The sequence below is a fragment of the Bacteroidota bacterium genome (genome assembly GCA_018698135.1).
Classification (GTDB): Bacteria; Bacteroidota; Bacteroidia; order CAILMK01; family JAAYUY01; genus JABINZ01.
Genome location: JABINZ010000114.1, coordinates 18,544 through 43,034 on the forward strand (window position 1 = coordinate 18,544; position 24,491 = coordinate 43,034).

General features: G+C 33.3%; 25 protein-coding genes and 1 pseudogene. 15 read left to right on the forward strand and 11 right to left on the reverse strand.

The annotated features are described in order from the left end of the window. Positions 1–25 precede the first annotated feature (25 nt). The 9 genes and pseudogenes from HOG71_07250 (at position 26) to HOG71_07290 (ending at position 5,180) form a co-directional block, all read left to right on the forward strand. Complete coding sequence (locus tag HOG71_07250) at positions 26–718, forward strand: hypothetical protein (GenBank protein ID MBT5990634.1); 693 nt, start codon at positions 26–28, stop codon at positions 716–718. Between the two features lie 161 nt (positions 719–879). Then, entirely contained in the window at positions 880–1,428 is a 549-nt protein-coding gene (locus tag HOG71_07255; GenBank protein MBT5990635.1) for a hypothetical protein, read from the forward strand. 232 nt (positions 1,429–1,660) lie between these two features. Continuing rightward, entirely contained in the window at positions 1,661–2,104 is a 444-nt protein-coding gene (locus HOG71_07260) for a hypothetical protein (protein MBT5990636.1), read from the forward strand. Between the two features lie 295 nt (positions 2,105–2,399). Further along, a complete protein-coding gene (locus tag HOG71_07265; protein MBT5990637.1) occupies positions 2,400–2,618 on the forward strand; it encodes a hypothetical protein in 219 nt (72 codons plus the stop codon). Next, complete coding sequence (locus HOG71_07270) at positions 2,615–2,929, forward strand: type II toxin-antitoxin system RelE/ParE family toxin (GenBank protein ID MBT5990638.1); 315 nt, start codon at positions 2,615–2,617, stop codon at positions 2,927–2,929. The genes HOG71_07265 and HOG71_07270 overlap by 4 nt, the downstream gene beginning before the upstream one ends. A gap of 554 nt (positions 2,930–3,483) precedes the next feature. Continuing rightward, entirely contained in the window at positions 3,484–3,774 is a 291-nt protein-coding gene (locus HOG71_07275) for a nucleotidyltransferase family protein (GenBank protein MBT5990639.1), read from the forward strand. 26 nt (positions 3,775–3,800) lie between these two features. After that, positions 3,801–4,124, forward strand: a complete 324-nt coding sequence (locus HOG71_07280; protein MBT5990640.1) for a DUF86 domain-containing protein — start codon at positions 3,801–3,803, stop codon at positions 4,122–4,124. A gap of 208 nt (positions 4,125–4,332) precedes the next feature. After that, positions 4,333–4,776, forward strand: coding sequence for an ATPase (locus tag HOG71_07285; GenBank protein ID MBT5990641.1), 444 nt, complete (start codon positions 4,333–4,335; stop codon positions 4,774–4,776). A gap of 3 nt (positions 4,777–4,779) precedes the next feature. Next, positions 4,780–5,180 (forward strand): annotated as a pseudogene (locus tag HOG71_07290) (DUF2200 domain-containing protein). Positions 5,181–5,362: 182 nt separating this feature from the next. On the opposite strand, the gene HOG71_07295 reads toward HOG71_07290, so the two are convergent. The 3 genes from HOG71_07295 to HOG71_07305 form a co-directional block, all read right to left on the reverse strand. Continuing rightward, complete coding sequence (locus tag HOG71_07295; GenBank protein MBT5990642.1) at positions 5,363–7,669, reverse strand: T9SS type A sorting domain-containing protein; 2,307 nt, start codon at positions 7,667–7,669, stop codon at positions 5,363–5,365. A gap of 77 nt (positions 7,670–7,746) precedes the next feature. Next, entirely contained in the window at positions 7,747–8,829 is a 1,083-nt protein-coding gene (locus HOG71_07300; protein MBT5990643.1) for a hypothetical protein, read from the reverse strand. Positions 8,830–8,957: 128 nt separating this feature from the next. Further along, the gene (locus HOG71_07305; protein MBT5990644.1) at positions 8,958–10,148 is read right to left on the reverse strand and encodes an aspartate aminotransferase family protein; all 1,191 of its coding nucleotides are present in this window, start codon (positions 10,146–10,148) and stop codon (positions 8,958–8,960) included. 99 nt (positions 10,149–10,247) lie between these two features. Here HOG71_07305 and HOG71_07310 point away from each other — a divergent pair, with 99 nt between their 5' ends. Both HOG71_07310 and HOG71_07315 read left to right on the forward strand, forming a co-directional pair. Beyond that, a complete protein-coding gene (locus HOG71_07310) occupies positions 10,248–10,883 on the forward strand; it encodes a Zn-dependent protease (GenBank protein MBT5990645.1) in 636 nt (211 codons plus the stop codon). Positions 10,884–10,893: 10 nt separating this feature from the next. Further along, the gene (locus tag HOG71_07315; protein MBT5990646.1) at positions 10,894–11,307 is read left to right on the forward strand and encodes a hypothetical protein; all 414 of its coding nucleotides are present in this window, start codon (positions 10,894–10,896) and stop codon (positions 11,305–11,307) included. 1 nt (position 11,308) lies between these two features. Here the strand turns inward: HOG71_07315 and HOG71_07320 are convergent, their stop codons facing one another. Beyond that, positions 11,309–12,328, reverse strand: a complete 1,020-nt coding sequence (locus HOG71_07320; protein MBT5990647.1) for a helix-turn-helix transcriptional regulator — start codon at positions 12,326–12,328, stop codon at positions 11,309–11,311. Between the two features lie 253 nt (positions 12,329–12,581). Here HOG71_07320 and HOG71_07325 point away from each other — a divergent pair, with 253 nt between their 5' ends. Beyond that, entirely contained in the window at positions 12,582–13,721 is a 1,140-nt protein-coding gene (locus tag HOG71_07325; protein ID MBT5990648.1) for a hypothetical protein, read from the forward strand. Positions 13,722–13,901: 180 nt separating this feature from the next. Further along, on the forward strand, positions 13,902–14,354 hold the full coding sequence (locus HOG71_07330) for a T9SS type A sorting domain-containing protein (protein ID MBT5990649.1): 453 nt from the start codon (positions 13,902–13,904) through the stop codon (positions 14,352–14,354). 12 nt (positions 14,355–14,366) lie between these two features. Here the strand turns inward: HOG71_07330 and HOG71_07335 are convergent, their stop codons facing one another. Next, positions 14,367–16,295 (reverse strand): tetratricopeptide repeat-containing sensor histidine kinase, encoded by a 1,929-nt coding sequence (locus HOG71_07335; protein MBT5990650.1) that lies wholly within the window; start codon positions 16,293–16,295, stop codon positions 14,367–14,369. A gap of 61 nt (positions 16,296–16,356) precedes the next feature. Further along, complete coding sequence (locus tag HOG71_07340) at positions 16,357–17,013, reverse strand: DUF4468 domain-containing protein (GenBank protein ID MBT5990651.1); 657 nt, start codon at positions 17,011–17,013, stop codon at positions 16,357–16,359. A 178-nt stretch (positions 17,014–17,191) separates the two neighbouring features. On the opposite strand from HOG71_07340, the gene HOG71_07345 reads away from it, so the two are divergent. Continuing rightward, a complete protein-coding gene (locus HOG71_07345; protein MBT5990652.1) occupies positions 17,192–17,809 on the forward strand; it encodes an outer membrane beta-barrel protein in 618 nt (205 codons plus the stop codon). 111 nt (positions 17,810–17,920) lie between these two features. Here HOG71_07345 and HOG71_07350 read toward each other — a convergent pair whose 3' ends face one another. Then, positions 17,921–19,837 (reverse strand): tetratricopeptide repeat-containing sensor histidine kinase, encoded by a 1,917-nt coding sequence (locus HOG71_07350; GenBank protein ID MBT5990653.1) that lies wholly within the window; start codon positions 19,835–19,837, stop codon positions 17,921–17,923. A gap of 559 nt (positions 19,838–20,396) precedes the next feature. Beyond that, positions 20,397–21,200, reverse strand: coding sequence for a hypothetical protein (locus HOG71_07355; protein MBT5990654.1), 804 nt, complete (start codon positions 21,198–21,200; stop codon positions 20,397–20,399). A 136-nt stretch (positions 21,201–21,336) separates the two neighbouring features. On the opposite strand from HOG71_07355, the gene HOG71_07360 reads away from it, so the two are divergent. Continuing rightward, entirely contained in the window at positions 21,337–21,984 is a 648-nt protein-coding gene (locus HOG71_07360) for a hypothetical protein (protein MBT5990655.1), read from the forward strand. Here the strand turns inward: HOG71_07360 and HOG71_07365 are convergent. Genes HOG71_07365 through HOG71_07375 form a run of 3 tightly spaced genes read right to left on the reverse strand, consistent with a single transcriptional unit; the run spans position 21,981 to position 24,276 of the window. Then, positions 21,981–22,592 (reverse strand): hypothetical protein, encoded by a 612-nt coding sequence (locus HOG71_07365; protein ID MBT5990656.1) that lies wholly within the window; start codon positions 22,590–22,592, stop codon positions 21,981–21,983. The genes HOG71_07360 and HOG71_07365 overlap by 4 nt on opposite strands. Positions 22,593–22,609: 17 nt before the next feature. After that, complete coding sequence (locus HOG71_07370) at positions 22,610–23,521, reverse strand: dihydroorotate dehydrogenase (GenBank protein MBT5990657.1); 912 nt, start codon at positions 23,519–23,521, stop codon at positions 22,610–22,612. Continuing rightward, the gene (locus HOG71_07375) at positions 23,515–24,276 is read right to left on the reverse strand and encodes a dihydroorotate dehydrogenase electron transfer subunit (protein MBT5990658.1); all 762 of its coding nucleotides are present in this window, start codon (positions 24,274–24,276) and stop codon (positions 23,515–23,517) included. Before HOG71_07375 ends, HOG71_07370 begins: the two co-directional genes overlap by 7 nt. Positions 24,277–24,491: the final 215 nt, after the last annotated feature.

Consider the following 24,491-nt stretch of genomic DNA (forward strand, 5'->3'; position numbering starts at 1 on the left):
TTTTTTATTATTAAAATTGAACAATATGAAGGCTAAAAATTTATGGATCGTACTGGGTGTTTTCATGTTTTCGGGACTGGTATTTAATGCTTGTCAGGAACCAGAATCTTCTGCATCTGTTGATCAGGACAGAATTTATGTGATATATGAGTTATTCTATAATCAGAATACCGATATCACAAAAGCTAGAGCTACTTTTCGTTTTGGTAATGTTATAGGCACGCCACTCTATCTGGCAACAGGAAGTGAAGTGAGTTGTGATGGACAACTAATGAGCAAAATTCTAGATGTATTTACTATTTATGAGGTTGAATTTGCAGGTAAAAAAGACAGTGCTAGTTTTAAATGGATCGATACCGATGCCAAAGAATTCGCAAACAAAGTTTACATGACAGAAATCGCTTATGTTGATACTATTGACGAAATTCCAAACGATGCTGCTTTTGAATTTTTCTGGGATGGAGATGCTTTGGCTGATGGTGAAAATGTTGCTTTGTTAATTGATGCTGTGGGCAATGCTAGTCAGCTATTTGGAGAAACGAAAACGGGTTCAACCAGTATTATCCTTGAAAAAACGAAGTTAGAAAAACTTCCTGAGGGTCAGGCAACTTTGTTTTTTGACAAGAAGCATGAAATCGATTTACAGGAAGCAACTTCTGCTGGTGGAACTATATTCTCAAAGTATAGACCAACAAATAAAACCGTAGAAATATTATAACCTGAGTTATAATCATCAGTGTCCACTATGTGAGACACTGAATGGACAAATGTCTGTATTTGAACATGATTTTTAAAAGCAAAAAACTTTCACTTTATAATCCTGTATGGTTGTTATTGCGTATTAAGCATTCGTTAGAAACCTAGTTAGAAAACATTTGTATGGGATTGGATAGTATTCAAATTTTAGTAGATATTGAAGAGTGTTTCGATATTACAATTGAAGATAATGAGGCAGAAAGAATTCGAACCGTTGGGGAATTGAGTGATCATGTATGGAGTTTAGTTGAAACCAAATCAGAAAAAGTATGTTTTAATCAACTCATTTATTTCAGATTGAGAAAATTTGTTACTTCAAATAGCACAATTTCTCCGATGAAATTCAGTCCAACTCTTAAAATATCTAAGATTTGGGATAAAAAAAGAAGACAAGAAGTTTGGGAAGATATTAGCAAAGAATTAGAATTAAAAATTCCAAAGTTTACAGGCTGGTTTTTGGCAAATAGAGATCAGGTATTTGCAAATGATACTATTCAAGAGCTGTCTGAAAAAATTGTAGTTCAAAATTTGGATAAGCTGAGGTCTGAGTTTGGGCTAAGTAGAAACAATGTTAATTCAATTGTTATCTCAATTATAAAGGATATTTCTGGAGTTGATAGAAAGGAAATTGTTCCTGATGCAACATTTACTAATGACCTAGGAATAAATTGAAACGTTTTCTAACAATAGTTTTACAAAATGGTTGCGCCCCTGTTGGTGTTATCACCAACAGCTTGTATTTATTTTAAAACAGCAATCTGCAGGAAGAAACATAAGATTTTTCAAAATATTTTGACTTTGAATATACTGAATCGTTTATGATTAAAGGACTCAGTACAAATACAATAAAATTGGACGATAGTAAGCATTAGGAAATATGAAAAAAATAACAATACTAGGATTCATGATATTGTTTTCCATTTCAGCAAAAGCGCAACACGTTGATTATATTTACTATAGTCCAATAGAAATTAGATTAATTAATCATATTTCAGGACCTCAAAAATTGAAAGTGGAACCCACGTATTTTAACCATAAGGAGGTTCTTAACGGAAGTAAGAATGATACACTTATTGTTTATACCGTTGAATTGGAGGACAATCGATATGTACAGAATATATACTTAAATTTTATAGATTCAATATCCATTTATTTCCCAATAACTAACGAGTACGTAAGATTGGTTTACCTTTCGAATCCTTTATCATTTACGCAATTTCTACTTCCATTTAAATTGGACTTCACAAGTATTAGTATCACAGAGATTACAGATATGAAAGTAGAACTAACTTTCTTAAGGTACGAAACAGCTTTTATGAAAATAATATTAGCAAATCCGAAAAAATAATAAACTACAGCCAATAATTAGGCGTTCATTTGGTACGCAGTACCCAGAATGAACTAGTGGTTGAACGACCTCCTCTCCTCCATAATTATTTCTGAGAGTAAAGCTAGATTCCATGAATTTATCAATTTTGTGCTCCTGTTTGTGTTTGTGCCCCTGTTTGTGTTTTCACCAACAGCTTATTTTTATTTTAAAACAGCAATCTGCCGATAAAAACAACAGCTCAAAACGTTAGCCAAAATGCTAGAATGGATCAGGTTTCAGGAAAATGATTAACTTTGTATAAACCAAAAATGGAATGGATATTCAAGCATTAAAATTAGAATTGGTTAGACAAATTCTGGATTTAGATAGTAAGGAAGTTTTAACAAAACTATTTCAAACATTAAAAAAATCAAATAAAGATTTTTGGTTAGATCTCTCAGAATCCCAAAAAGCTGAAATAGAATTAGGACTTAAACAGATTGAAAATGGTGAAACTATCGAATGGGAAGAATTTGTAAAGAATAATACATGAAAATTAAGTTAACTTCTCTTGCCTCATTTAAGCTTGTTAAACTACTTAACTACCTAGAAGAAGAGTGGTCGACAAAAACAAAACTTAAGTTTATTGAAAAAATGAACGATAAGTTTGAAATACTAAAATCCACTCCAGAAATATTCCCCATAAGTCAAACCAGGCCAGATTTAAGAAAATTAGTAATTACAAAGCAGTCAATAGCTCTATACAAAGTTGAGCAAGAAGTTATTTACATAATAACAATTTTTGATTCAAGACAAAATTCAAGTGAGATTGAAAATGAGATTAAGAAACATTTTGGCTTATAATTAGGAGTTCATTTGGTACACACTACCCAGAATAAACTACCGGCTGAACTACATCCTCTCCTCCATAATTATTTCGGAGAGTAAAGCTAGATTCCATGAAGTTATCAATTTTGTGCTCCTGTTGATGTTTTTCACCAACAGCTTATTTTTATTTTAAATTAGCAATCTGCCGATAGAAACATATTTGTTGGTGATAATACCAACAAAGGCGAATAGTACTTGAAAATTATCAGTGTCCACTGTGTGAGACACTGATTGGACAAAATTGGACAAACCTGCGTAATATCCACACAGTGTCTCCTGCAAGGGACACTGTGTTTGACTGTGAAAATAGCAATTTGCCGGTAGAAACATATTTGTTGGTGATAGCACCAACAAAGGCGGAAAAGGAGGTAAATCATCACTGTCCACTATGTGAGACACTGATTGGACAAATGTCTGTATTTGAACATATTTTTTAAAGGCATAAAACATTAGCTTTATCATCCTAAATGGTTGTTATTGCGAAATAAACAAACTGAGCGTTACAAATAAAAAATCTGTAAATTTGAATTATGCTTACAAAGCTTTTCATATTATCAAAATTAAAAGAACTAAAGCCTACACTTTCAAAAGAGTACGCAGTTAAAGAAATAGGCTTGTTTGGATCATTTTCAGAAGATGAATCAACTGAACTTAGTGATATTGACATTTTAGTTGAATTGGAAAGACCAATTGGCTGGAAAATCTTTTCACTTGAATTATATTTAGAGAAAATATTCAATAGAAAAATAGACCTAGTCACAAAAAATGCTTTGAAAGCACAGATTAAAGATAATATTCTTAATCAAGTCAATTACGTCTAATGAAAAAAGAATATCGTGTCTTTCGTATGTATCTTGAAGACATCCAAGTCGCAATGAGTCGTATTGAAGAATATATAGAGAATTTGACTTTCATGAACTTCAAACAAGACTATAAAACTGTTGACGCTGTAATTAGAAATTTTGAGATTATTGGTGAAGCAGCCAAAAATGTCCCCGAGGAAATTAAAAACAAATATTCTGAAGTCCCATGGAGTGAAATGTACTTGCTAAGAAATAAAGTAAGTCATGAATACTTTGGAATTGATTATGAAATAATTTGGGATATTGCGTCAAACTACCTTCCTGCAAATAAAATTCAAATTGAAAGTATTCTGAAAATAGAAGAATAAGCACTTGGCTTGGCCTAACAATGATTTTAAGTTATGTCAATAAAGTCAGCCTAGGTTGAAATTTCGGCTGACGAGGGTATAAGATTTTATGTGCTGAAAGCTTTCGGGATGGTGAAGAGAAGTGTTATTTTCACAGCAAAAAGCTCAAACGATAGAACCAATTTGAAGTTGAGTAAATATATGATATTCAAGAGAAAAGGAAATTGATATGAGACTTGAATCTAATGCATCACTACAAATTCAAAAACCAATAAACGAAGTTTTTGAAGGGATTGTAAATCCAGAGAAAATGACCAAATATTTCATTTCGGAAAGTAGTGGAAGATTGGAAACTGGAAAAGACGTGATTTGGAAATTTCCGGAATTTCCTGATAAGTTTCCTATCAAGAATATTGAAATTGAAACCAATCGTTCAATTTCATTTATATGGGATCCAGAAACTGTTGTAACCATTACATTAAAAAAGTTAGCAGACAATAGTACAATAGTAAGAGTAAACGAAAACGGAAAGGAACTTACTGCAGATAACCTTAAATGGGTTTTGGAAAATACGGAAGGATGGGCAAATTTCCTTGCTTGTATGAAAGCCTATTTGGAGTATGGTATCCAACTTCGTAAAGGAGCATTTGAGTTTATGAGAAAGGAAAAATAAGATATGAAAGTTTCACCGGAACATAATGAAGGTATAGCAAAAATGACTTATTCTTCGGTATATCCTCATTATTTGTCAAAAGTTGAGAAAAAAGGAAGGACAAAGGATGAACTTTTTCAGGTCATTGAGTGGTTGACTGGTTATGACGAAATAAAAGTGCAAGAATTTATTGATGATAAAACAACCTTCAAAGAATTTTTTCAAAAAGCCGAATTAAATCCAAATGCCCACCTGATTAAAGGAGTCATATGTGGTTATAGAATTGAGGAAATAGTGAACCCATTAACTCAACAAGTTAGGTTTTTAGACAAATTGGTTGATGAATTGCAAAAGGTCGAAAAATAGAGAAAATTTTACGTGAAGAAAAAAAAAGAAACTGGTGCAATCAAAGAAATAGTGTATGATGCAGTTAGTACTTGAAAATTATCAGTGTCCACTATGTGAGACACTGATTGGACAAACCTGAGTTATATCCACAAAGTGTCTCCTGCAAGGGAAACTGTGTTTGACTGTGAAAATAGCAATCTGCCGGTAGAAACATATTTGTTGGTGATAACACCAACAAAGGCGGAAATGGAGAATCCTTCTACTTTCTATATATCACTTTAGAAGTTATCATTGAATTTTCCTGATAAGCTTTAATAATATAAATACCATCAGAAATGCCATCGTCAGGTTTCCACACAAAAGGTGAATGTTGCATTGTTTCAACAAGCTCTCCACACAAATTGAAAATTTCAATGTGGTTTGTATGTATTGGGGCTTTTATTGTGCAATTCTGATTAAATGGATTTGGATATACTGTAATAGAATTGTCTTCTTCAAATTCATCCAATCCAGCCCAAATTGCATTACTAATTAGTTCCACATTTGCTTCGAGTTGCTGATAATTCGTTGTTGCTTCTTCATTAGAAAAAACGACATACCATTTTCCGACTGTAGGTACGGGGAGGTATAGATTTCCACTGTTGAAGTATTTTACTGGGAAATAATAATCAAATGCTTGTCCTGCTTTATATTGGTCATAATTTGCCTGATCACAAACAAAAAAAGTAAGTGAACCATTATCAGGTGTTTTGAGGGCAAACGTGCTATTCTGAACATCTTCAGTGTTTTGTCCTGCAATAACTCCTTGTGCTGTGAAATTAATGTGCAAACCAAATGAAGCTGTTTTGGGCAAATCTATTCTATTTCCATAATTCAACTCAGGCATGCTTCCTGCTAAAAATTGAGCTGTCACCGGATAGGTCTCTTTATCTAATGCAATAGTTGTGTTAATGATGTTGGCTTGCGTGCTGTTAGGAATATAGCCAAAGTCTTTATGGAAAATTTGGTAACCGTATTTTTTCCCTGCTCCAACATTCACGCTGGCAATACCTGTATGATCTGTCCAGGCAAATCCCACATTGTCGACCCAACCTGTGCTATAAGCACCGGGGCTACACCAGAATTCTACCTTTGCTCCATCAACTGCTTTGCCATTTTGATCAGTTACCTGAATTTTGAGTGTGCACATTTTATCGTTGTAGTATGAAGATAAAATATCAGGATAACCATCTGCACGGGTTGTATGTGCAATGGAAGTAGTCCAACTATAGCTACCACCTTTCATCATATTGGTAATACCAGCAAAGGAGGGGCTGATTACTTGGCTGAATCCGCCTCTGAAAAACTCATAATGATACCAATCTTCATCCCAAATCATCCCATAAGCATGATCTTCGCCATGAACACCAATATGAACAATCGGAATTAAGGCTGTTCTACAGGCAGCAGCAACGAGCAATGCATCCTCGTGACAATTTCCATTGTGCTCATTAATAATCTGATTAGGCTCAAAAGGTCGGTTGCCTGCAGCATCTATTGGCAAGGAGCGGGAAGCCCAATTGCCTAATACATCCAGTGCATGATCTTCTGGATCAAATGATCGATTGAATGGAAAGTATTTCTCAACCCTATCCCATAAATATTCGGGTTGCTGCATAATGGCACCGAAGCGTTGTATAGTATCAATTGTTCCTTTTGATGTAGTTATATTTACTTGAGTATAATCGAAAACTGAGTGCGGATTTGACCACAAATATTCACGCCAGAAATAGCCATAAGTCCGAAACTGTGTGCTGGATGATCGGTCTTCTTTATAAACTCCTTCGCGATCAATTTTAGGCATAACTACATACCAATAGTAAATTTCCTTTGGAATTTCAGACCAGATAAAGTTAGATCCTTCTTTTATTTTATATTCAGTAGTGGTGTAATAATCTCCTGATGCATAACTGCCGTGTTCCACCAGCCTCACATATTTTAAGGAATCAACCACGTTATAAATATGTTGTGCGTTTTCTTTTACTAAATCAATAGTGCTTCGGAATCTTGAATCTTTAAGTGTTTCAGTGGATAAGTTTGCAATTTGAAAAGCAACTTCATCTACAATAGCATTGGGTGCATTAATTATTTGATTGGCAAAAATTCCATCTATTTTAAATACAGCAAGTTTTCTGAATTGACGATGTAAATCATCTTTTAACCAATTTGGAACTTTGTTTAATGCCGACTGACACAAAGGGTTTAATGTATATTCGGGCGTAATAAATTCGATACTTTGCGCATCGATATCAATCTGAAAAACTGCTTTTTCATTCGGAAAAAGTATTTCCTTTCCAGATGTGCTGCTAATTACATCATTCGATTTTAGCGCGTTATGATTTATTTTTACTGATTGGTAATCAATAAAGGGAGTTGTGTTTTTATCCATTAACACACCTGCATTAATATCTTGTTTCAGGTATACAATTCCTTGCTCAGGAACACTTTTTTGAATACTGATTTGAGCGAATGAACAAGTGGAAATTAAGGCTGAAATTAGCAGAAAACATAAAATTCTTGTGGGCATAACAAATTGCTTTGATTAGCCCAAATTTACTACAATTTTTGCTTTTTGATGTAGGTGATTTTATGATCGAAGAGTTTCTACTTCTTATGTGTATTAATCATTAAGCTTGTCAGTTCCAATAATAGTTGGGCACCAAGTTGAGCATCCCAATTTTCATTTTCCTTTTTTGGACGTATACCGCATAAGTCAAAACCAATTATTCTTTTGCCACTTTGCATGAGTTCGGAAATCAGGAAGGAGATTTCTTCATAAGAAAATCCAGATGGTTGCGGAAATCCAACCTGTGGCATTAAATGCGGTTGAAGCACGCTTGCATCAAAACTGATGTAAACATTTTTAGGCAAGGGACTAATTATTTCACTTATCAGCATCTTAAAGGTGGTGCCTTTAAATTGTTTTTCCTTGATATATTTGTCGGAATAGTACTTAATAATTTGGTAGTTTTTATCGATGACTTCTTTTTCTTCATAAGTAACCTCACGACAACCAGCTAAAACTAATTTTTTAACCTGATTTAGTTTCAACGCATGATACATACTAGAAAAATCAGAGTAATCTAAACCTTCGTAGCTTCTATATAAATTAGGATAGGCATCCAAATGCAATATGCCAATATTATCGTAGTTACGTGATAATGCGGTAATAAAACCTGACGATATTGCCTGATCGCCACCTAACAAACCTACCAGTTTATGCGATTTCAGGTATTCGCCTGAAATATGTTCCACCCAATCATTAAGAAGTTTGCTCGTAAGGTTTATGTTTTTACAATCTGTAATTAATTCAGCTCGTTTAGCTTCTGAAAGTTTCTTGCGGAACTGGCGTTCAATCCGGTTTCTGATCTTTCGAAGTTTATAGCTGCTTTCCTTCCACTTTAGAGGGATGTTATGCATGAAGATTCCATTTTTCCATGCATCTTCTAATTTTTCTTGAAACAGGCTTAAGCTTTTGGATGCTTCTAAAATTGCTTCGGGCGCGTTTGCTGCTCCATCATTTGGGGAACTTATATCCCATGGAATAGGGATGATAACCGCATCTGATTCATCCAGATCAAAAGGTAAAGCAAAGATGCCATCTGCACGTGGCCCTGCTTTGTTCACATCAAATTCAATGAGTTTCTTATCCCTTATTTTCTTCCTTTTGGCTGGACCTGCTGACATGTAGTTAAGACTGGATTTGTTGAACAATGTTCGGGATTATGCGAGGAGTTTCAAAAAGGAGTTATTCACAGCAAATCAAATTTCAAAATATGTTCATCACCATGCCTCTTTGATTTAGGCCAGACCAATCAAATCTCATCCAGCGTTTTCAGTATAATGGCACAACTCTCTTCAATTTCTTCTTCAGTAATGGTGAGGGGAGGGATAATACTAAAGGAGGTATTATCAAATAAAAACCAATAGGTGATAAGGCCATTTGGTATAACGTTTTCAACAAATTTTTGGGTGATTTCAGCATTTCCCAAATCCACTGCCAACAGAAATCCTGTTCCACGAATTTCCTTGATTTTGGAATGAACAAGAAGTTTTCGGAATAACAAGCTTTTGGATTCTATTTCCTTAAGATAGTTTTCGCTGCTAAGAACTTCTAATGTTGCCAAAGCAGTAGCACATACCATTGGGTGCCCACCAAAAGTGGTGGCATGACCCATTAAAGGATGTCCATTATTTAGAGAATTCATTATTTCGGGAGATGAAATAAAGGCGCCAATTGGCAAGCCACCGCCTAAACTTTTTGCCAGACATAAAATGTCGGGAACAACGTGGAAATAATCAAGGGCAAATAATTTTCCTGTTCGTCCCAAGGCAGTTTGAATTTCATCAAAAATAAGGAGTACCCCAGTTTTGTTACATTGTTCTCTTACTGATTGTAGGAAATTATCTTTAGGCATAATCATTCCTGAAGCCGTTTGAATAGGTTCAATTATTACACAAGCTGTTTGGGATGTTATTTCCTTTATTTGTTCAAAATTGTTGAATTCCAATTGCTTTTGTAATGGAGCTAAAGGCCGAAAAGGATTTTTGAATTTCTCATCTCCCAATAAACTCAATGTTGCTTGTGTGCTTCCATGATAGGAACCTTTAAATGAAATAATCTCATAACGATTGCTATGCAGTTTGGCAAGTTTAATAGCTCCTTCAATGGCTTCGCTTCCGGAGTTGACAAAAAATGAACTGCTTAAGCTTGTAGGTAAAAGGCTTGCTAATTTTTCAGCCAGTTTAACGGTTTCTTCCTGTACGAACTCACCATAAACCATAATGTGGAGGTATTTGTCGAGTTGTTTTTGTATAGCATCCATTATTTTTGGATGCCTGTGGCCCAAGTTATTTACGGCAACTCCTGAAATTAAATCGATGTATTTTTTGCCCTCTTTATCGTGTAAATATATTCCTTCTGCTTTTTCAATTTCCAGCTGTACAGGAGCAAAATTGGTGGTTTGAGCAAGATGTGTTTTATAGCTTTGAAAAAGATTTTCCATTGTAATTGCGTATTAGCTAAACAAATTTAATTCATTAAGTTTGGAAAGTATAAGATAAAGTGACGAATACTATTTATAATTAATACACGTTTTATTTCTATGAATCGAATTTGGATATGGAGTGCATTATTTTTTCTAATTGTTTTGGGATGCACAAAGCGCGAAAACACGAAGGTGGCAATTCAGCCATTCACAGGTTTTCCTACTGAACTTATTGATAGTGTTGAGTTTGCTATTCAACGCTTTTACGGATTTCAAACTATACGATTAGAGCCTATTGATATTCCTGAAAATTACTTTGTTCAGATTAAGTCACCACGCTATCGGGCTGATTCTATTATTCGATTCTTAAAGGAAAACCGACCAAAAGGTGTAGACCATATTATTGGTCTAACAACAAAAGATATATCTACAACAAAAAGAGATAAATTCAGGAAAATTAAACAACCAGAAAGCAAATATGCTGATTGGGGCGTTTTTGGATTAGGTTATCGGCCAGGATCAAGTTGTGTTGTTTCCACATACAGGATTTTCTCTGCAGATAAAGTTAAAAACATTAATCGCTTGCAAAAGGTTAGTCTTCATGAATTGGGTCATAATCTGGGCATCCCACATTGTCCGGATATCGATTGTTTTATGCGTGATGCGAATGAAACAATTAAAACAATCGACTTTGTTGATGTAAATTTATGTGCTAAATGTAGGTCACGAATTCATAAATTTAGCCTTCAATAAATAGTTTGCTATGCCTCAATATGATTACCTGAAAAACCAAATCGATGAAATAGGTCGTTTTTTAGCACAGTTGGTTGCTGACTTCTTAAAAATGAAAAAAGGAGGAGAGCAAATTGAGGCTGTTGCTATGGTTGAAAATAGCTTGAAAGAAAACCTAGATCTTTCTCTGGATAATTTGATTCAATTATCTGCTGAAGAAACGATTGCCTTATTGAAATCGGATTCAACAGCCAGTTTCATCTATCTGGATCATTTAGCTAAAATATTATTTCATATTGGAAGCGTGGAGAAAGACACGCAGAAAGCAAGAAAATTCATGCAGCAAGCCCAACAATTTTATAGGTATTTGCTAGATAAAGATCCAATATACTCTTTTGAACGACACCAGCAAATTGAGAAAATTGAAATGATTTTGAAAGGTTAACTCAATCAGAATTTTTTAATCGACTTCTTAGCTTGTCTATTTTCTGATGCATATTATTGAAAAATATGATACGTTCTCGTTCTGAAACTGAACTGATCAAAGCCGATTTTGAAATTACGTTTCGTAAATGTTTTTCGGTACTTTGACAAAAGTGAACGTCTGAAGTAGATAATAGACTAAGTACGTTATAGGTCAGGTAGGTTATTTGAGATTTGTCCATATTTACCAAAATGGTATTATCTCCTACAATTACTTCACTTGAATAAAGCTGATAGTTATCGTTAGAATTATTGCTGGAATCCTGTTCCGTATATTTATAACCTCTTTCAGCCTGTAGTTTTATATGATTTATTTCTTCATCCAAACGGTCACACAATATAAATGCATCTTCTGGGTTTTCAAAAACGCCAATGTCAAACGAGAATTCTATTTGTCTTAAAAAACTATTAATAGTTTCTTGGTTCCAAATTTCTTTTGCTGGTATTCGCTCATAAGTCTGAATAATTTTTTTACCAATTTTCATGGTTGTTTCCAGCGTATCTTCAAATGAGAATTTTTTGTTAACATATTCAGGGAAAAGCAATACAGCTTTCAAATAAAAGAACACTTTAAAAGCAGCCAACTCAGGATGTCGGAAATGATGAAAAAGAGGAATATCCTGAGCAGAATAAATCATTTCTAGGTTTTCTGATCTAGCAAATTGCGAAAGACTTGCCTGTACAAAAGCCATATAATCTTCAAAAGAAAAATGAATATGATTAATGTCGGATGCACTAAATAGAATATGATTTGTTTTGATATTAAAAAGCTTGTCAAGTGATATGTTGAAATGAGAACAGAGTTTCTGTAGTTCGTCAATGGATAAACTTTTTCCTGACCGGATTCTTCTGTAAGCACTATCTGAACTTATATTCAATAAATCAGATACTTCATCTACAAGCGAAAGATTCTGAGGGATTGAGTTTTTAATTTGTTGAAATAAAAGGGCTTGTGTTTCCATTTCGTTAAAGTCTTTTGCCAAAGATACTTTTTTTTAGTAAATATCAATAATTTCCGATTTGGTTTTTGCAATTTTTGCAAATTAAAGTGTTTCGTGTTCTATAAATTTGCTTGAATCAATAGAAACCATTGTTTATTCTCTCTAAATTATTAAAACGTTTGTATAATATATAACAGGACGCGAAAACCAATTTCCACCACCTACCAGCTAATATTAGTTTTGAATCATATTATAAATTAACGTCAATCATAGTGTTGACATAAATGAAAAAGTGATGAAAAAACTAGTAACACTATTATTTGTAACCTTATTATTATGGTCAAATTCATTTTCTCAAAGCAAACAGAGTATTGCTATTTTAAGCATTGATACTAAAAACTTCGAATATGATCAGGAGTCAGTGGCTGACTTGGTAAGAATTGAAGTTGAGAAGCTGAATATTTACGAAGTGATGGACAAATATGATATGTCGGATTTCGTAAAAATTAACAATATTGAAATTTGTTATGGGAAGAAATGTTTAATTGAGATTGGTAAAAAAATGGAAGTTGACTTTATGTTAACAGGTAATCTCGAACAATTGGGAAACAAAATCATTTTCAGCTTAAGATTGATCGATGTAAAGAATGAAGCAGTCAAAACAGCGAATGTGATGGAATACCTTATTATGCCTGAACATATTCAGAAAATGATCGAAATCTCTGTAAAAAATGTATTTGGTAAAGAAAATGATCCAAATGTTGTTAACATGCTGGTGAATTATGATGACCCCATGAATACACCTCAAACTCGCTTAAAACTTAATGGTCCACGTATGGGAGCTGCCTATATTACGGGTAAATTAGGTCAGAGACTACAAGATCCAATCAATAGTGGAGGATGGGATGCTTTTCCATTAATGACTCAATTTGGATATCAATTTGAAACACAATACATGAGTGCTGGTAATTTTCAGGGTTTATTTGAATATTTATTTATGATTAGTGGATTGGAGCAGCAAATGTTTAACCCAAGCTTTATTTTTATGAATGGATTCAGAAGTAATAGCACAGGATGGGAAATTGGTTTTGGTCCTTCAATGGGATTCAGAAGGGAAGCACGTGGCTTTTATGATACTCAGGGCTTAATTGGAGAAACTGGGAAATGGCATATTGAAAGTGAGTGGGATTATAGAGATCCTGTTACTGGTAATTATATGCATTATACTGAATTTTATGAAAGAGAAACAAATATCGATAAAAGAGGGAGTGCAAAATTTTCTTCCGGTTTTGTTTTCTCAGTAGGAAAAACTTTCCGTTCAGGCTATTTAAACATACCTGTAAATCTTTATGCCTCTCCTAAAAAATCAGGAACTTATGTAGGAGCATCAATAGGATTTAATGTCAATAAAAATGGACAGAAAACAACGAAATAGGATTGAAACATAAATACACTCAGAAAGCCGGCTTATGTCGGCTTTTTTTGTTGAATACATGAACAGAATTGTCAAGTATTTTTACAGATTAATTTCACAGTAGATTTTACAACAGACACATAAACAGCAAGTTAGTTTGTTGGCATTTCCGTTGTATTCATTAGTTTAAAAACAATAGATATGAAAACAGTTAGTAAATGTGTCCTCTTGTTCTTATTCTTGACTAGCTCAAGCTTGCTATCAGCTCAGCAAATGCAATCCGACTATATCTGGAACGAAAAGGTTTGCCTGTCGGATGAGAATTTTGAAAATGATATTAAACCGATAAATACATCCAATTGGTGGAAATGCATAAAAGACAAGCCAACAACAGCTATCAAAGAAAATCAGGAAGAGAAAAGCATTAAAGCATATCCTAATCCATCCAATGGAATGTTTAATGTAGAAGTTTCCAAGGGAGTTGAAAAACTTAGTATTTGTTCTGCTTCAGGAGCTATTGTATTTGAAATGGATTTAGATGGCTGGGAAAAAGTAATTCCAGTAGATTTAAGTACCTACGATCCGGGCATTTATTTCATATTCATGAGTAGGAAAGAAATAAATGATCTTATCAGAATTTCAATTGCACGCTAACAACTCAGCTTATTAATCCTTATTTATTGGCAAGGTAAAATGAATTGTAGTGCCTTTATTGGTCTCGCTTTCAGCCCATATTTTTCCGCCATTTTTTTCCACGAATTCTTTGCAAAGAATGAGTCCAAAACCGGTTCCCTTTTCATTATTTGTTCCAAAAGAGATGGCCTTGTCCAGAGAAAATAATTTTATCAGGTTTTCTTCGTCCATCCCAACTCCATTATCGATTATGGTGAATTCCAGTTCTTGATCTTTGGCTACTGTTGAAATGCTAATTGTTCCATCAAAGCGAGTGAATTTGATGGCGTTCGAAACAAGATTCCGAATAACAGTTGAAACAGAATGAGTGTCACAATAAGCTTGATGATCTGCATGAATATCGATTCTACAATTGATTCTTTTCTCCTTTATGGCTGTTTCAAATAAGCCAAGAGTTTCATCAGATAATGCTTTAATGGAAACAATTTCCTTATTTAATTTTAGACTGCCAACTTGCAACTGCGACCACTTTAGTAAGTTGCTTAATAAGGTGTTTAAATTAAGTGTTCCTTTGGAAATATATTCAGCATATTGCCGAATATCATTATTAGGTGAATCTTTAAGTTCGTTAGACAATAGGTTTGAAAACCCAATGATAGATTGAAAAGGATTAATCATGTCATGGGCAATAATAGAAAGTATTTTATCTTTTGTATTATTTAATTCAGCTAACTGGTTACTCTGTTTTTCAATTTCTTCGTTTTGCTTAATTAGTGTGGTGTTTGTTTTAGCCAGTTTTTGCCTTTGCCGGTATAAACTATATGGAATTGTTAATGCTACTAAAACGATGATAATAATTAAAAGCAGCAGTATTTGTTGCCTGAAAATTTTACTTTTTTGCAATTCATTTTCTATTTGTAGTTTTTCAGTTTGTTGTATTCGTTTTTCAGTATCATATTTAGTTTGAATTTCAGCAATCATTTCGCTTCGGTTTGCATTAAATATTTGCCACCTAACCCCTGTATAATCTTCATGATATTTTAAAGCTGAATCATAAGCATGAGTGGCTTTAAAAGCTCTGTATATTTGTAGTAAAGCTGTTTCCTGATAAGTTAAAATCTTTGTTTTATAGGATATTTTCAAACTTTCTTGTGCATAATAAATACAACTATCGTATAAATATTTATCCAAATGCAAGGCAGCAATATTGATATAGGATCCGGGAACATAAATCCAATCTTTAGAAGAAATACCCAGATGCAATGATTTATGCAAATAATATAGAGCTGAATCAAATTTGTCGAGTTCTTTATACAAAGCGCCCATGATGTTAAAAGTATTTGACAAAAATGCTGCTGAATTGAGAGCAGGTTTGTGTTTCAATGAAGAATCAGCATAATGAAGGGCCTTTTGATACTCTTTTTTCTCAAACAAAACGGCAGATATTCGATTATAAATATTTTTTATCTCAATGTCAATCTGATGTTTTTTCGAAATATCAAGTCCTTTGAAAAGATAGGTTAATGCTTTATCATGTTCTGCTTGTGCTCTATAATTTTCCCCAATTGCATGAAAACAAATTGCTATATTTTCGAAATTGTTGCTTTCTTCATAATATTTCAGTGCTTTAAATAAATAAGAAATACTTTCTTTGTATTCACCTTGTAAAGACAGAATATTGCTATATAAACTTGCAGTTTGTGCAAAAATTTCTTCCTGCTCAAATTGCTTAGCTAGCATAATACTCTCAGAAATATAGTTGAATGCCAGATTGATATCAGTATCCAAGTTTTTTGAATAAAGAGCATTTAAAACCAGTATGCGTTCTTGATCGGCCAGCTTATTGTTTTCAAGAAGAACACTGAGACTATCAATTTCATTGTTTGATGCCGATGAAATATTCGGCAGGAACAAGACAAAAATAAGTAGGCAGGTTAGTTTAGTGATTGATGGAGTATTCAATGAAATCGTGTTTTTGGTTGAGATGCTAAATTACTAAAATCCAATACTAATAAAACGGTTCTTAATAGCTTTTCAGCCTTTTGTCAATCTCTTTTAGGATGGTATCAAATTCAATTATAAGAACATCGATCTGGCTTCTGAAAAAATGCCCGGGATGAGCATGCCAGGTTTCGATGGAATTATTAGCATCTTCGGAGCTAATATATACATCCGTAATTTCCAATGATACGTTGTTGTTATTAGCCTGAAAAATCAATGAATACTGTACCTTGCTTTTCTCCTCACCAAAAAAAGTTTCATAATGTGATGGCATATTAACATGTGCAACTATACGATTTTCTTCAGGCTTTTTACTCTTATACGTTTTTTTAAGTTCAGCATGAGGATCGGACATATATTTTGTAAAGCGCTCATAAATATCATCTTGGCTTAATCCATTTAGTTTGAAATTATGTGTGAATACAATTCTTTCATCCCGATACACAACATCATGCTTTTCAGCAACTTCATATTCCCTGTTTGAATAAGTGTGTCTCTTAATCTTTGATTCTGCAATGCTCTTTTCCTTTTCTTTTCCGGCTTTAATGTAATAAACAGTGCCCTCCTTTACTGTATTGATTTTACAAATAATAGGCTTTCCTTTATGTTTGTATATAGTGTCCTGAGCAATTGTTAAGACAGGTAAAATAACCAGCATAAGTATAATTAATTTTTTCATGACATTGTGTTTTGTAAGTGAAAAATTTATTACACAATAAAATTACGGATATTATTATTAATCCTAATAGAATTGAATTGCGTTTAGTTTAAAATACGTGCTTGGTGCTCACTATTATTTTTAATAATGAATTAGTGATTATAGCTTAAATTCGTATTAAAACAAAATACATTGAATTATGAAAAATACTTTATCTCTATCATTTCTTATCATCATCTTTACAATTTCAATGTCATCATATAAAGTCAAAGCCCAAGCCTTGCATAAAGGAGATTTTGTGGTAGATGTTTTTTATGGTGGGCCCAATCTTTGGTCAGGTATCCTGACATCTTTTTATACAAATTTTAATACGATTGACATCGGATTGCATGTAATTGGGCCAATAGGTGCAAGGGGTGAATATATGCTAACTGACCAAATAGGTTTAGGTCTTGATCTTATCTATGCATCAAATTCAATAGCATGGAGTGAAGAAGATTTTTTCACCCCAGGTGGTTATTTAAATTATAAACTATCGGTAACACGAATGAGAATTACACCTCGATTGAATTATCATTTTTCAACTTATGATGATTTTGATTTTTATGCTGTTGCAGGTGCTGGCTATAAACATACACAATATGTTTTTGACATAGATGATCCGTATTATAATGGGCAAAATGCAACGGCTATACTACCTGTTTCTATTCGATTGGCAATTGGTGCCAGGTATTTTATTACTGAAAAAGCAGGCATAGCTGCTGAAATAGGAATTGGATCGGCATTAGCAACTTTTGGAGCTACCTTTAAGTTCTAACAAAATTTGCTGTCAAATTCTTTGTCTTGATTTGGCCAATATGAGCGCTATATTTGTCTCGTAGAACTTTTGGATACAACTGCTAGAGAAATTTCACTGTTCAGTTTTTATCTAGCTTGAATAAGCTGGTAAATAAATCCTAAAAGTTGAGCCTTTTCCAAGTTCACTTTCTGCTACTATTCGACCGCCATTCAATTCCACTAATTCTTTACATAATATAAGGCCAAATCCACTGCCTTTCTCATTATTGGTTCCGGCCGAAATAGTTTTATCCATGCTGAATAATGCATCCAGGTTGGCTTTATCCATACCAACACCATTATCAGTCACTACAATTTCTAATTCTTGATTAGTTTGCTGAGTTCTAATCTGAATAATCCCTTGCATTGGCGTGAATTTAATGGCATTTGAAATCAGATTTCTAATGACTGCTGAGATCGAGTTCAGATCGCAAAAAGCAAAATGATCGTCCTTGATATTACTGGAGAAATCAATATTCTTTTCTTTAATAGCTGTTTGAAATAGATTTCTAATTTCCTCTGATAAATGACTCAATGATACTTTTTCGTTTCTCACTTTAAGGCTACCAACTTGCACCTGAGACCAGTTAAGCAAATTGCTTAATAGGACATCTAATTTTTGAGTTCCATCAGAAATAAAACTAGCAAATTCTTGAATATTTGTATAGTTGGATTCTTTGATATCATCTGATAGAAGCCGTGAGAATCCAATAATCGATTGAAAGGGATTCTTCATATCATGGGCAATGATTGAAAGAATTTTATCCTTTGTTTTATTTACTTCCGATAACTGTTTGCTTTTCTGTTCAATTTCTTGATTTTGAGTAGTTAGCAACTCATTTGCTTTTCTTAGCCGGATTCTGCTTTTATTGATTAATATTGGAATTACCATCACAATGAAAATGATCAAAATGATTAGAGCAATAAGGAATCGTTGCTTGACAATTTTTTGTTGTTGTAAAGTGTTTTTAACAAGAAGTTTGGCGTTTTCCTGCTCTTTTTTGTCAAGCTCATACTTTGATTTCATTTCAGCAAGATCTTTTGTGTTCTCCTCCTTATGAATTTGCCACCTGATACCAGTATAATGCGTGTGATTTACATATGCAGAATCAAATTTTTTCAAGGCTGCATATGACTCAAAAATATGTAAGTAGGCAATTTCCTGATAAGCTAATAGGCCAATTTTTTTTGATAGTTTTAAACTTTTGTGAGCATAGTATATGGCACTATCATAATCTTGACTTTCCTGAAAAATCATTGACATATTATTATAGACCATAGGAAGATCCATGTAGTCGTTTATTTTAAGCCCTATTTTAAGTGATTTTCGCAGATAAGTTATAGCAGAATCATATTCTCCTAATTGTTTGTAACAGGCGCCTTTCAAATTATAAATATTCGAAATAAACTTATCCGAATTATTTTTTGGCAACATATTCAAAGAGGAATCAGCATAAGCTATAGCTTTTTTATGATTTTCCAGTTCGTAGTAAACAGCGCTAAATCTATGCAAAATCGTTTTTACTTCCGATAAATACTGAATCTTGCGGGCCAAGTAATATCCTTCTTGTAAATATTTAATTGAATTTTCATAATCCGCTATTGCCCGATAAGCTTCTCCAATTGAATGATAGCATCTCACAACAATTTTATCATGACTGGTTTTCTTCAATAAGGTCAGGGTTTTAAAAAAAATAGGCAAGGATGCATGAATATCTCCTTTCACAAGCAAAGTGTTTGCATAGGACAAAGAAACAAAAGCGATTAAAGTATCATCGTTGAGTTCTTCTGCTATTTTCATGCTTTCTAAAGCCAATTCAATCGATTTCTCGATATCAGTTGACCAATAGCGGGTGCTTAGTCGTTTAAGAGTCTTTGCTTCATCTTTTCTACTCAGTGATTTATCAGTAAGAACTTTACTTAAACTGTCGATCTCTCGGTTTGTATTTTGAGAAAAAGAGAATATACTTGAAGTCATCAAGATGATAACTGAAAAAATTATTCGCATGCTCCGATTTGGAATTGACACTATTGGGGTGTTTATTATTAGTTAACAAAGTTAGTCATTGTTTTAAAATTTAGCTGATGACAAGATCATGTTACATATCATGAATTAATGACCAATATTGAAGTGAGATATAGGATGGATACTGATTCTGTTCTCTGGTTACTGGTTAAAACCCTGCAATTCATTGCAGCTAATTGGTTTCTATAAATATCTATGATAGAAATCATAAATTCCAATCATCAAATCACAAATAATAACAAAATTTATTAGCTCAAATTGAATATCCGCTATTGTACCTATGATGTAAAAATTGCCACAGATTTACAGATTTGTTTGTAGGAGGCAAGTGAAAATTCTACGAATTCTGTGACCTAAATTTAAATGGTATTACAGTAAATATGTTTGTGGGATAATAAAGGATATACGCAAACCAAACTTCAAAATCTCCCTAGATTTCAACACTGTTTGGTTATTTTTGATATTTTTTGATTGTTTTTTGGTGTTTTGCAAATGAATTTCATTCATAATCCGAACCTATAAATTTTCAATCCATAGTGGTTTATTTTGTCTGAAGAACAAGTGTTTTAATTGAATCTTCAAATGATTTGTCAAATAAGGGAATTGCCAGTTTGGGATTGGCCATATCAACAATTAAATGTTTGTTATTTTCTTTAGATGTGATTAAACCTGATTTATCATCATCTTCCCTAATATTAACTAATAAAATATAGCTATTGTCCATCCTACTATAGGATTCAAGTCTGGATTGACTGGCAGTTAATTGAATGATATTTTGCCCATCTACATCACACATAAAAAGCACTTTTGGACAATATTTATAATATCTGTCTCTCAGGTCAAAACGTCTTTTTTTTGCTTCCTCTTTACTAATACCCATTATTTCTTCAATTTGTGCATTGGTTTTCCATTCTACTAATTCAAATAAAATGATTTCCCCTTTTCTTGTCATTTCATGTTCTCGGTCATGACTAAATAAATCTTCGAAATCAATGAGTCTGAAATTACTAATTAAGTCGATACTATCCTTTAGCAGTAAATGTTTCTTTTTTGTTTTTGGATTATAGAAAACGTAGTTTGCGTAATCATACCGATCCATCCCTTTTTCAAAATACTTTTCTTCAAGTATCATGGGTATAATCCAATAATCTGATGTTTTACTTTGTGTAACATGTCCAAATCGCAAATTGAAATTTTCAATCAGAATTTTGTCTTTCAGAGTGATTGTTGAATCCGTATTTTCTTCGACCTTTTGTTTTAGGGTTTCCAGGTTTTTATCTGTTGAAACTTGACATGAGAATAAAAGAAATAAGGAAGAAAATATGAAATAGTAAATATTTTTCATGGTCACGATATTTGATATAAAAACGTAAGAATAAATAAAAAAGTATATTCGTATTATAATGTATTTAGAAAATACATATTTCTTAAATTTAAGGATAATTGTGTATGCTCCAAATTAATCTAAAGATAATAATAGGATGAAATATCTCTTATTTTTTTCAATCATATTTTTAAGTAAGCTGTCAGCCTTTGCTCAAGTTGATACTGAAATTGTAGGGATTATTGATACAATGCAAATAACCTATCAGGATTATAACACAAGATTAAATGCACAGGCAGAAACGTATATGCATAACATGGGCCTTAAAAGTATTGATGAAAAGACTCTAAAACAACTGAATAATGAGTTTTGGAACCGTATTGTTCATCAGTATTTTACCGCAAAGCAAACAAAGGTATTTGGCTTGTATGTCTCAAATGAAGACCTGATGGATCAAATAACTGGACAAAATATACATCCTGCAGTTATTTCTTTTTTTACTAGGCCGGAAACGAATGAATTTGATCAAAATATGCTTCTTGACTTTTTAAGTAATATTAACGATTATCCTGGAATAAAGCCAATTTGGTTAGATTTTGAAAATGAAATAGCAAGAGAAGCCGAAAGCGATAAGTTGCAATCATTATTATTACAAAGCCTTTATTCAACTCAATTAGATGAAAGTGCTAAGAAAATAGTCCAATATAAGGAAAAGCAAGCCCTTAAATATTTTGTATATCAATATATTGTTGAAATATGTAAAGGAAGTTCTGTTATTGAAGACAATAGAGACAAGTTTTACTAATACGAACTAATTTGTTCAATAAATAAATCTACATTTTGAGCCTCATTTGAATAAGGATGATTCATTTTGATTGACTTTAGTAGTTTAAGAGCATTTTTAGTATCATCAATTTTATTGTAAATCAATGCTGCTTTCAATAAATAAATAGGCGTGAGTTTGGATCCGTTCAGGTTATCAAGTGCCTTCAAGTAGTTTATTAGAGCATCTGAATATTGACCGAGTTCGGAATAGGAATCTCCAATTAATCCAAGTTTAAGAGCTGTAGACAATGAGTCTTTTGCATTAAATTGTCTCAAGTGGGTAATAGCTTTATTGAACTTTTGTAAATTTAAAAAACAGATACCTGCGTAAAATTGAGAAATGTTTGCGGAATTACTGGTGGGATACTTTTCAATGATTTCTAAAAATCCATCAAATTGACGATGACCTGAGTTTTCAATTTTATTTCCGAATAAGGCTAAAGCAAATGAATCTTTTTCGAAGTAATTTTCTGCTATGAATAAATATTTTGCATCATTGCTATCTGCATTTGTTTTAAATCCGATTTGGCCAAATGACAATGATGCCAGCGAAAAGTTCAAAAGGAGAATAAATAATATAGTTTTCAATTTACATTAGCTTTAACTTATGATATCATCCCGCCAATCAGTTCCTTCACATCTTTTACCCCTTGCTCAATACAATATTCTTCAATTCCGGCTATCACTTTTGTGCAAGTAGCCGGATCAATAAAAGTAGCCGTTCCTACCTGTATGGCTGTTGAACCTGCGAGCATAAACTCAACAGCATCGGTTGCATTCATAATACCCCCCATTCCAATCACCGGAATTTTAATCGCATTATAAACTTGCCAAACCATACGGAGTGCAATGGGTTTAATGGCTGGCCCAGAAAGCCCTCCTGTAATTGTTGACAAAACAGGCTTTCTGGTTTTTGCATCAATGGCCATGGCTAAAAAAGTATTTACCAAGGAAACAGAATCAGCACCTTCATCTTCAACAGCTTTGGCAATATCTGCAATGCTAGTTACATTGGGCGATAATTTAACCATCATATGACGTTTCCATACTTTGCGAACTTCTTGAGTTACTGTGGCAGCTGCAGGGCAGGAAGTCCCAAAAGCCAGACCTCCTTCTTTAACATTTGGGCAAGAAATATTGACTTCAATAGCTGTGCAGTTTGGGAGGTCAGATAACATTTCGGCTACTGTTACATAATCTTCGATTTTTGAACCTGAAACATTTACAATGATATTATCATTCAAATGTTCAATTCTTGGGTAGAGTTCGTCATGAAAATAGCGGGCGCCTTTATTTTGAAGGCCAATTGTATTCAGCATGCCACTGGCTGTTTCAGCCATACGTGGATACTCATTTCCTTGCCTTGCTTCCAGTGTAGTTCCTTTCACTACAAGTGCACCCAAATCTGAAATATTCATGAAATCGACCAATTCTTCTCCATTTCCACAAGTTCCACTTGCAGTCATCACTGGGTTTTTGATGATCAATCCTCCTATGTCAACTGATAAATTTACCATACGATATCTTTTGTATTAAATACAGGGCCATGCAAACATGTGGCTTCATTTCCTTTTGTGGTTTTCTTTACACAAGTCAAACAAACACCAATTCCACATCCCATAGTCTGATCAAGTGAAGCTTCGCAATTAATGTCTTTTTCTTCGGCAATATGGGCTACAGCTTCCATCATGGGTTCTGGCCCGCATGTATATATTTTGCCAAATCTTTCTTTCCAAATAGGATGATCAGTAACTCTTCCTTTGTAACCAAGGCTTCCGTCTTCCGTGGTAATAGAGAGTTCCGCTAAATCCTTAAATTTATCAAGCAGAATAAAATCATGTTCTGTGCGTGCTCCAAACAGGAAATGTGGTTTTTTATCTTTTGAAATAAGCTCTTGTGCAATGTGGTAGAGTGGTGCTATTCCATATCCTCCGCCAACAAGCAATGCATTATCTTCATCTGAAATTGTAAAGCCATTTCCAAGAGGAAATAAAACATCCATTTTGTCGCCAACTTTCATGTTCGACAATGCTTTGGTGCCATCTCCAACAACTTTCATCATAAATTGTATGGAGTTTTTTTCATAATCAACTGTGTGAATGGAGAAAGGTCTGCGTACAAAAGTAGTTGGACTATCCTTTACATGTACATTGATGAACTGACCTGGAACGATGTATGCAAATTCAGTATTTGATTGAATTTCCCAAAATATATAATCGCTGTGTAAAGCCTTTTTGTCAATGATTGTTAATTCCTCAACCCTTTTTTTCATGAACTATTATTTTCTCATGCGAAGTTAAATAAATTGATGAATGAGAGAAGATTATTTAATGATGATAAGGTCTGATTTTTGTAAATTTAAGACCGTTGCAAAACCAATTATTCTTTAATGTTTAAAATTTTATCCGTTTTTTTTGTGTTTTTTTCTTGATTCCATCCAATTTTTTCTTTTTTTCACAGAATAGGTGGGTGTTTTTATGATATTTC

Excerpts from the sequence above, each read along its gene's own strand:
- HOG71_07250 (MBT5990634.1), top strand. The coding sequence starts at position 26 with ATGAAGGCTAAAAATTTATGGATCGTACTGGGTGTTTTCATGTTTTCG.
- HOG71_07255 (MBT5990635.1), top strand. The coding sequence starts at position 880 with ATGGGATTGGATAGTATTCAAATTTTAGTAGATATTGAAGAGTGTTTC.
- HOG71_07260 (MBT5990636.1), top strand. The coding sequence starts at position 1,661 with ATGATATTGTTTTCCATTTCAGCAAAAGCGCAACACGTTGATTATATT.
- HOG71_07265 (MBT5990637.1), top strand. The coding sequence starts at position 2,400 with ATGGATATTCAAGCATTAAAATTAGAATTGGTTAGACAAATTCTGGAT.
- HOG71_07270 (MBT5990638.1), top strand. The coding sequence starts at position 2,615 with ATGAAAATTAAGTTAACTTCTCTTGCCTCATTTAAGCTTGTTAAACTA.
- HOG71_07275 (MBT5990639.1), top strand. The coding sequence starts at position 3,484 with ATGCTTACAAAGCTTTTCATATTATCAAAATTAAAAGAACTAAAGCCT.
- HOG71_07280 (MBT5990640.1), top strand. The coding sequence starts at position 3,801 with ATGTATCTTGAAGACATCCAAGTCGCAATGAGTCGTATTGAAGAATAT.
- HOG71_07285 (MBT5990641.1), top strand. The coding sequence starts at position 4,333 with ATGAGACTTGAATCTAATGCATCACTACAAATTCAAAAACCAATAAAC.
- HOG71_07295 (MBT5990642.1), bottom strand. The coding sequence starts at position 7,669 with ATGCCCACAAGAATTTTATGTTTTCTGCTAATTTCAGCCTTAATTTCC.
- HOG71_07300 (MBT5990643.1), bottom strand. The coding sequence starts at position 8,829 with ATGTCAGCAGGTCCAGCCAAAAGGAAGAAAATAAGGGATAAGAAACTC.
- HOG71_07305 (MBT5990644.1), bottom strand. The coding sequence starts at position 10,148 with ATGGAAAATCTTTTTCAAAGCTATAAAACACATCTTGCTCAAACCACC.
- HOG71_07310 (MBT5990645.1), top strand. The coding sequence starts at position 10,248 with ATGAATCGAATTTGGATATGGAGTGCATTATTTTTTCTAATTGTTTTG.
- HOG71_07315 (MBT5990646.1), top strand. The coding sequence starts at position 10,894 with ATGCCTCAATATGATTACCTGAAAAACCAAATCGATGAAATAGGTCGT.
- HOG71_07325 (MBT5990648.1), top strand. The coding sequence starts at position 12,582 with ATGAAAAAACTAGTAACACTATTATTTGTAACCTTATTATTATGGTCA.
- HOG71_07330 (MBT5990649.1), top strand. The coding sequence starts at position 13,902 with ATGAAAACAGTTAGTAAATGTGTCCTCTTGTTCTTATTCTTGACTAGC.
- HOG71_07340 (MBT5990651.1), bottom strand. The coding sequence starts at position 17,013 with ATGAAAAAATTAATTATACTTATGCTGGTTATTTTACCTGTCTTAACA.
- HOG71_07345 (MBT5990652.1), top strand. The coding sequence starts at position 17,192 with ATGAAAAATACTTTATCTCTATCATTTCTTATCATCATCTTTACAATT.
- HOG71_07350 (MBT5990653.1), bottom strand. The coding sequence starts at position 19,837 with ATGCGAATAATTTTTTCAGTTATCATCTTGATGACTTCAAGTATATTC.
- HOG71_07355 (MBT5990654.1), bottom strand. The coding sequence starts at position 21,200 with ATGAAAAATATTTACTATTTCATATTTTCTTCCTTATTTCTTTTATTC.
- HOG71_07360 (MBT5990655.1), top strand. The coding sequence starts at position 21,337 with ATGAAATATCTCTTATTTTTTTCAATCATATTTTTAAGTAAGCTGTCA.
- HOG71_07370 (MBT5990657.1), bottom strand. The coding sequence starts at position 23,521 with ATGGTAAATTTATCAGTTGACATAGGAGGATTGATCATCAAAAACCCA.
- HOG71_07375 (MBT5990658.1), bottom strand. The coding sequence starts at position 24,276 with ATGAAAAAAAGGGTTGAGGAATTAACAATCATTGACAAAAAGGCTTTA.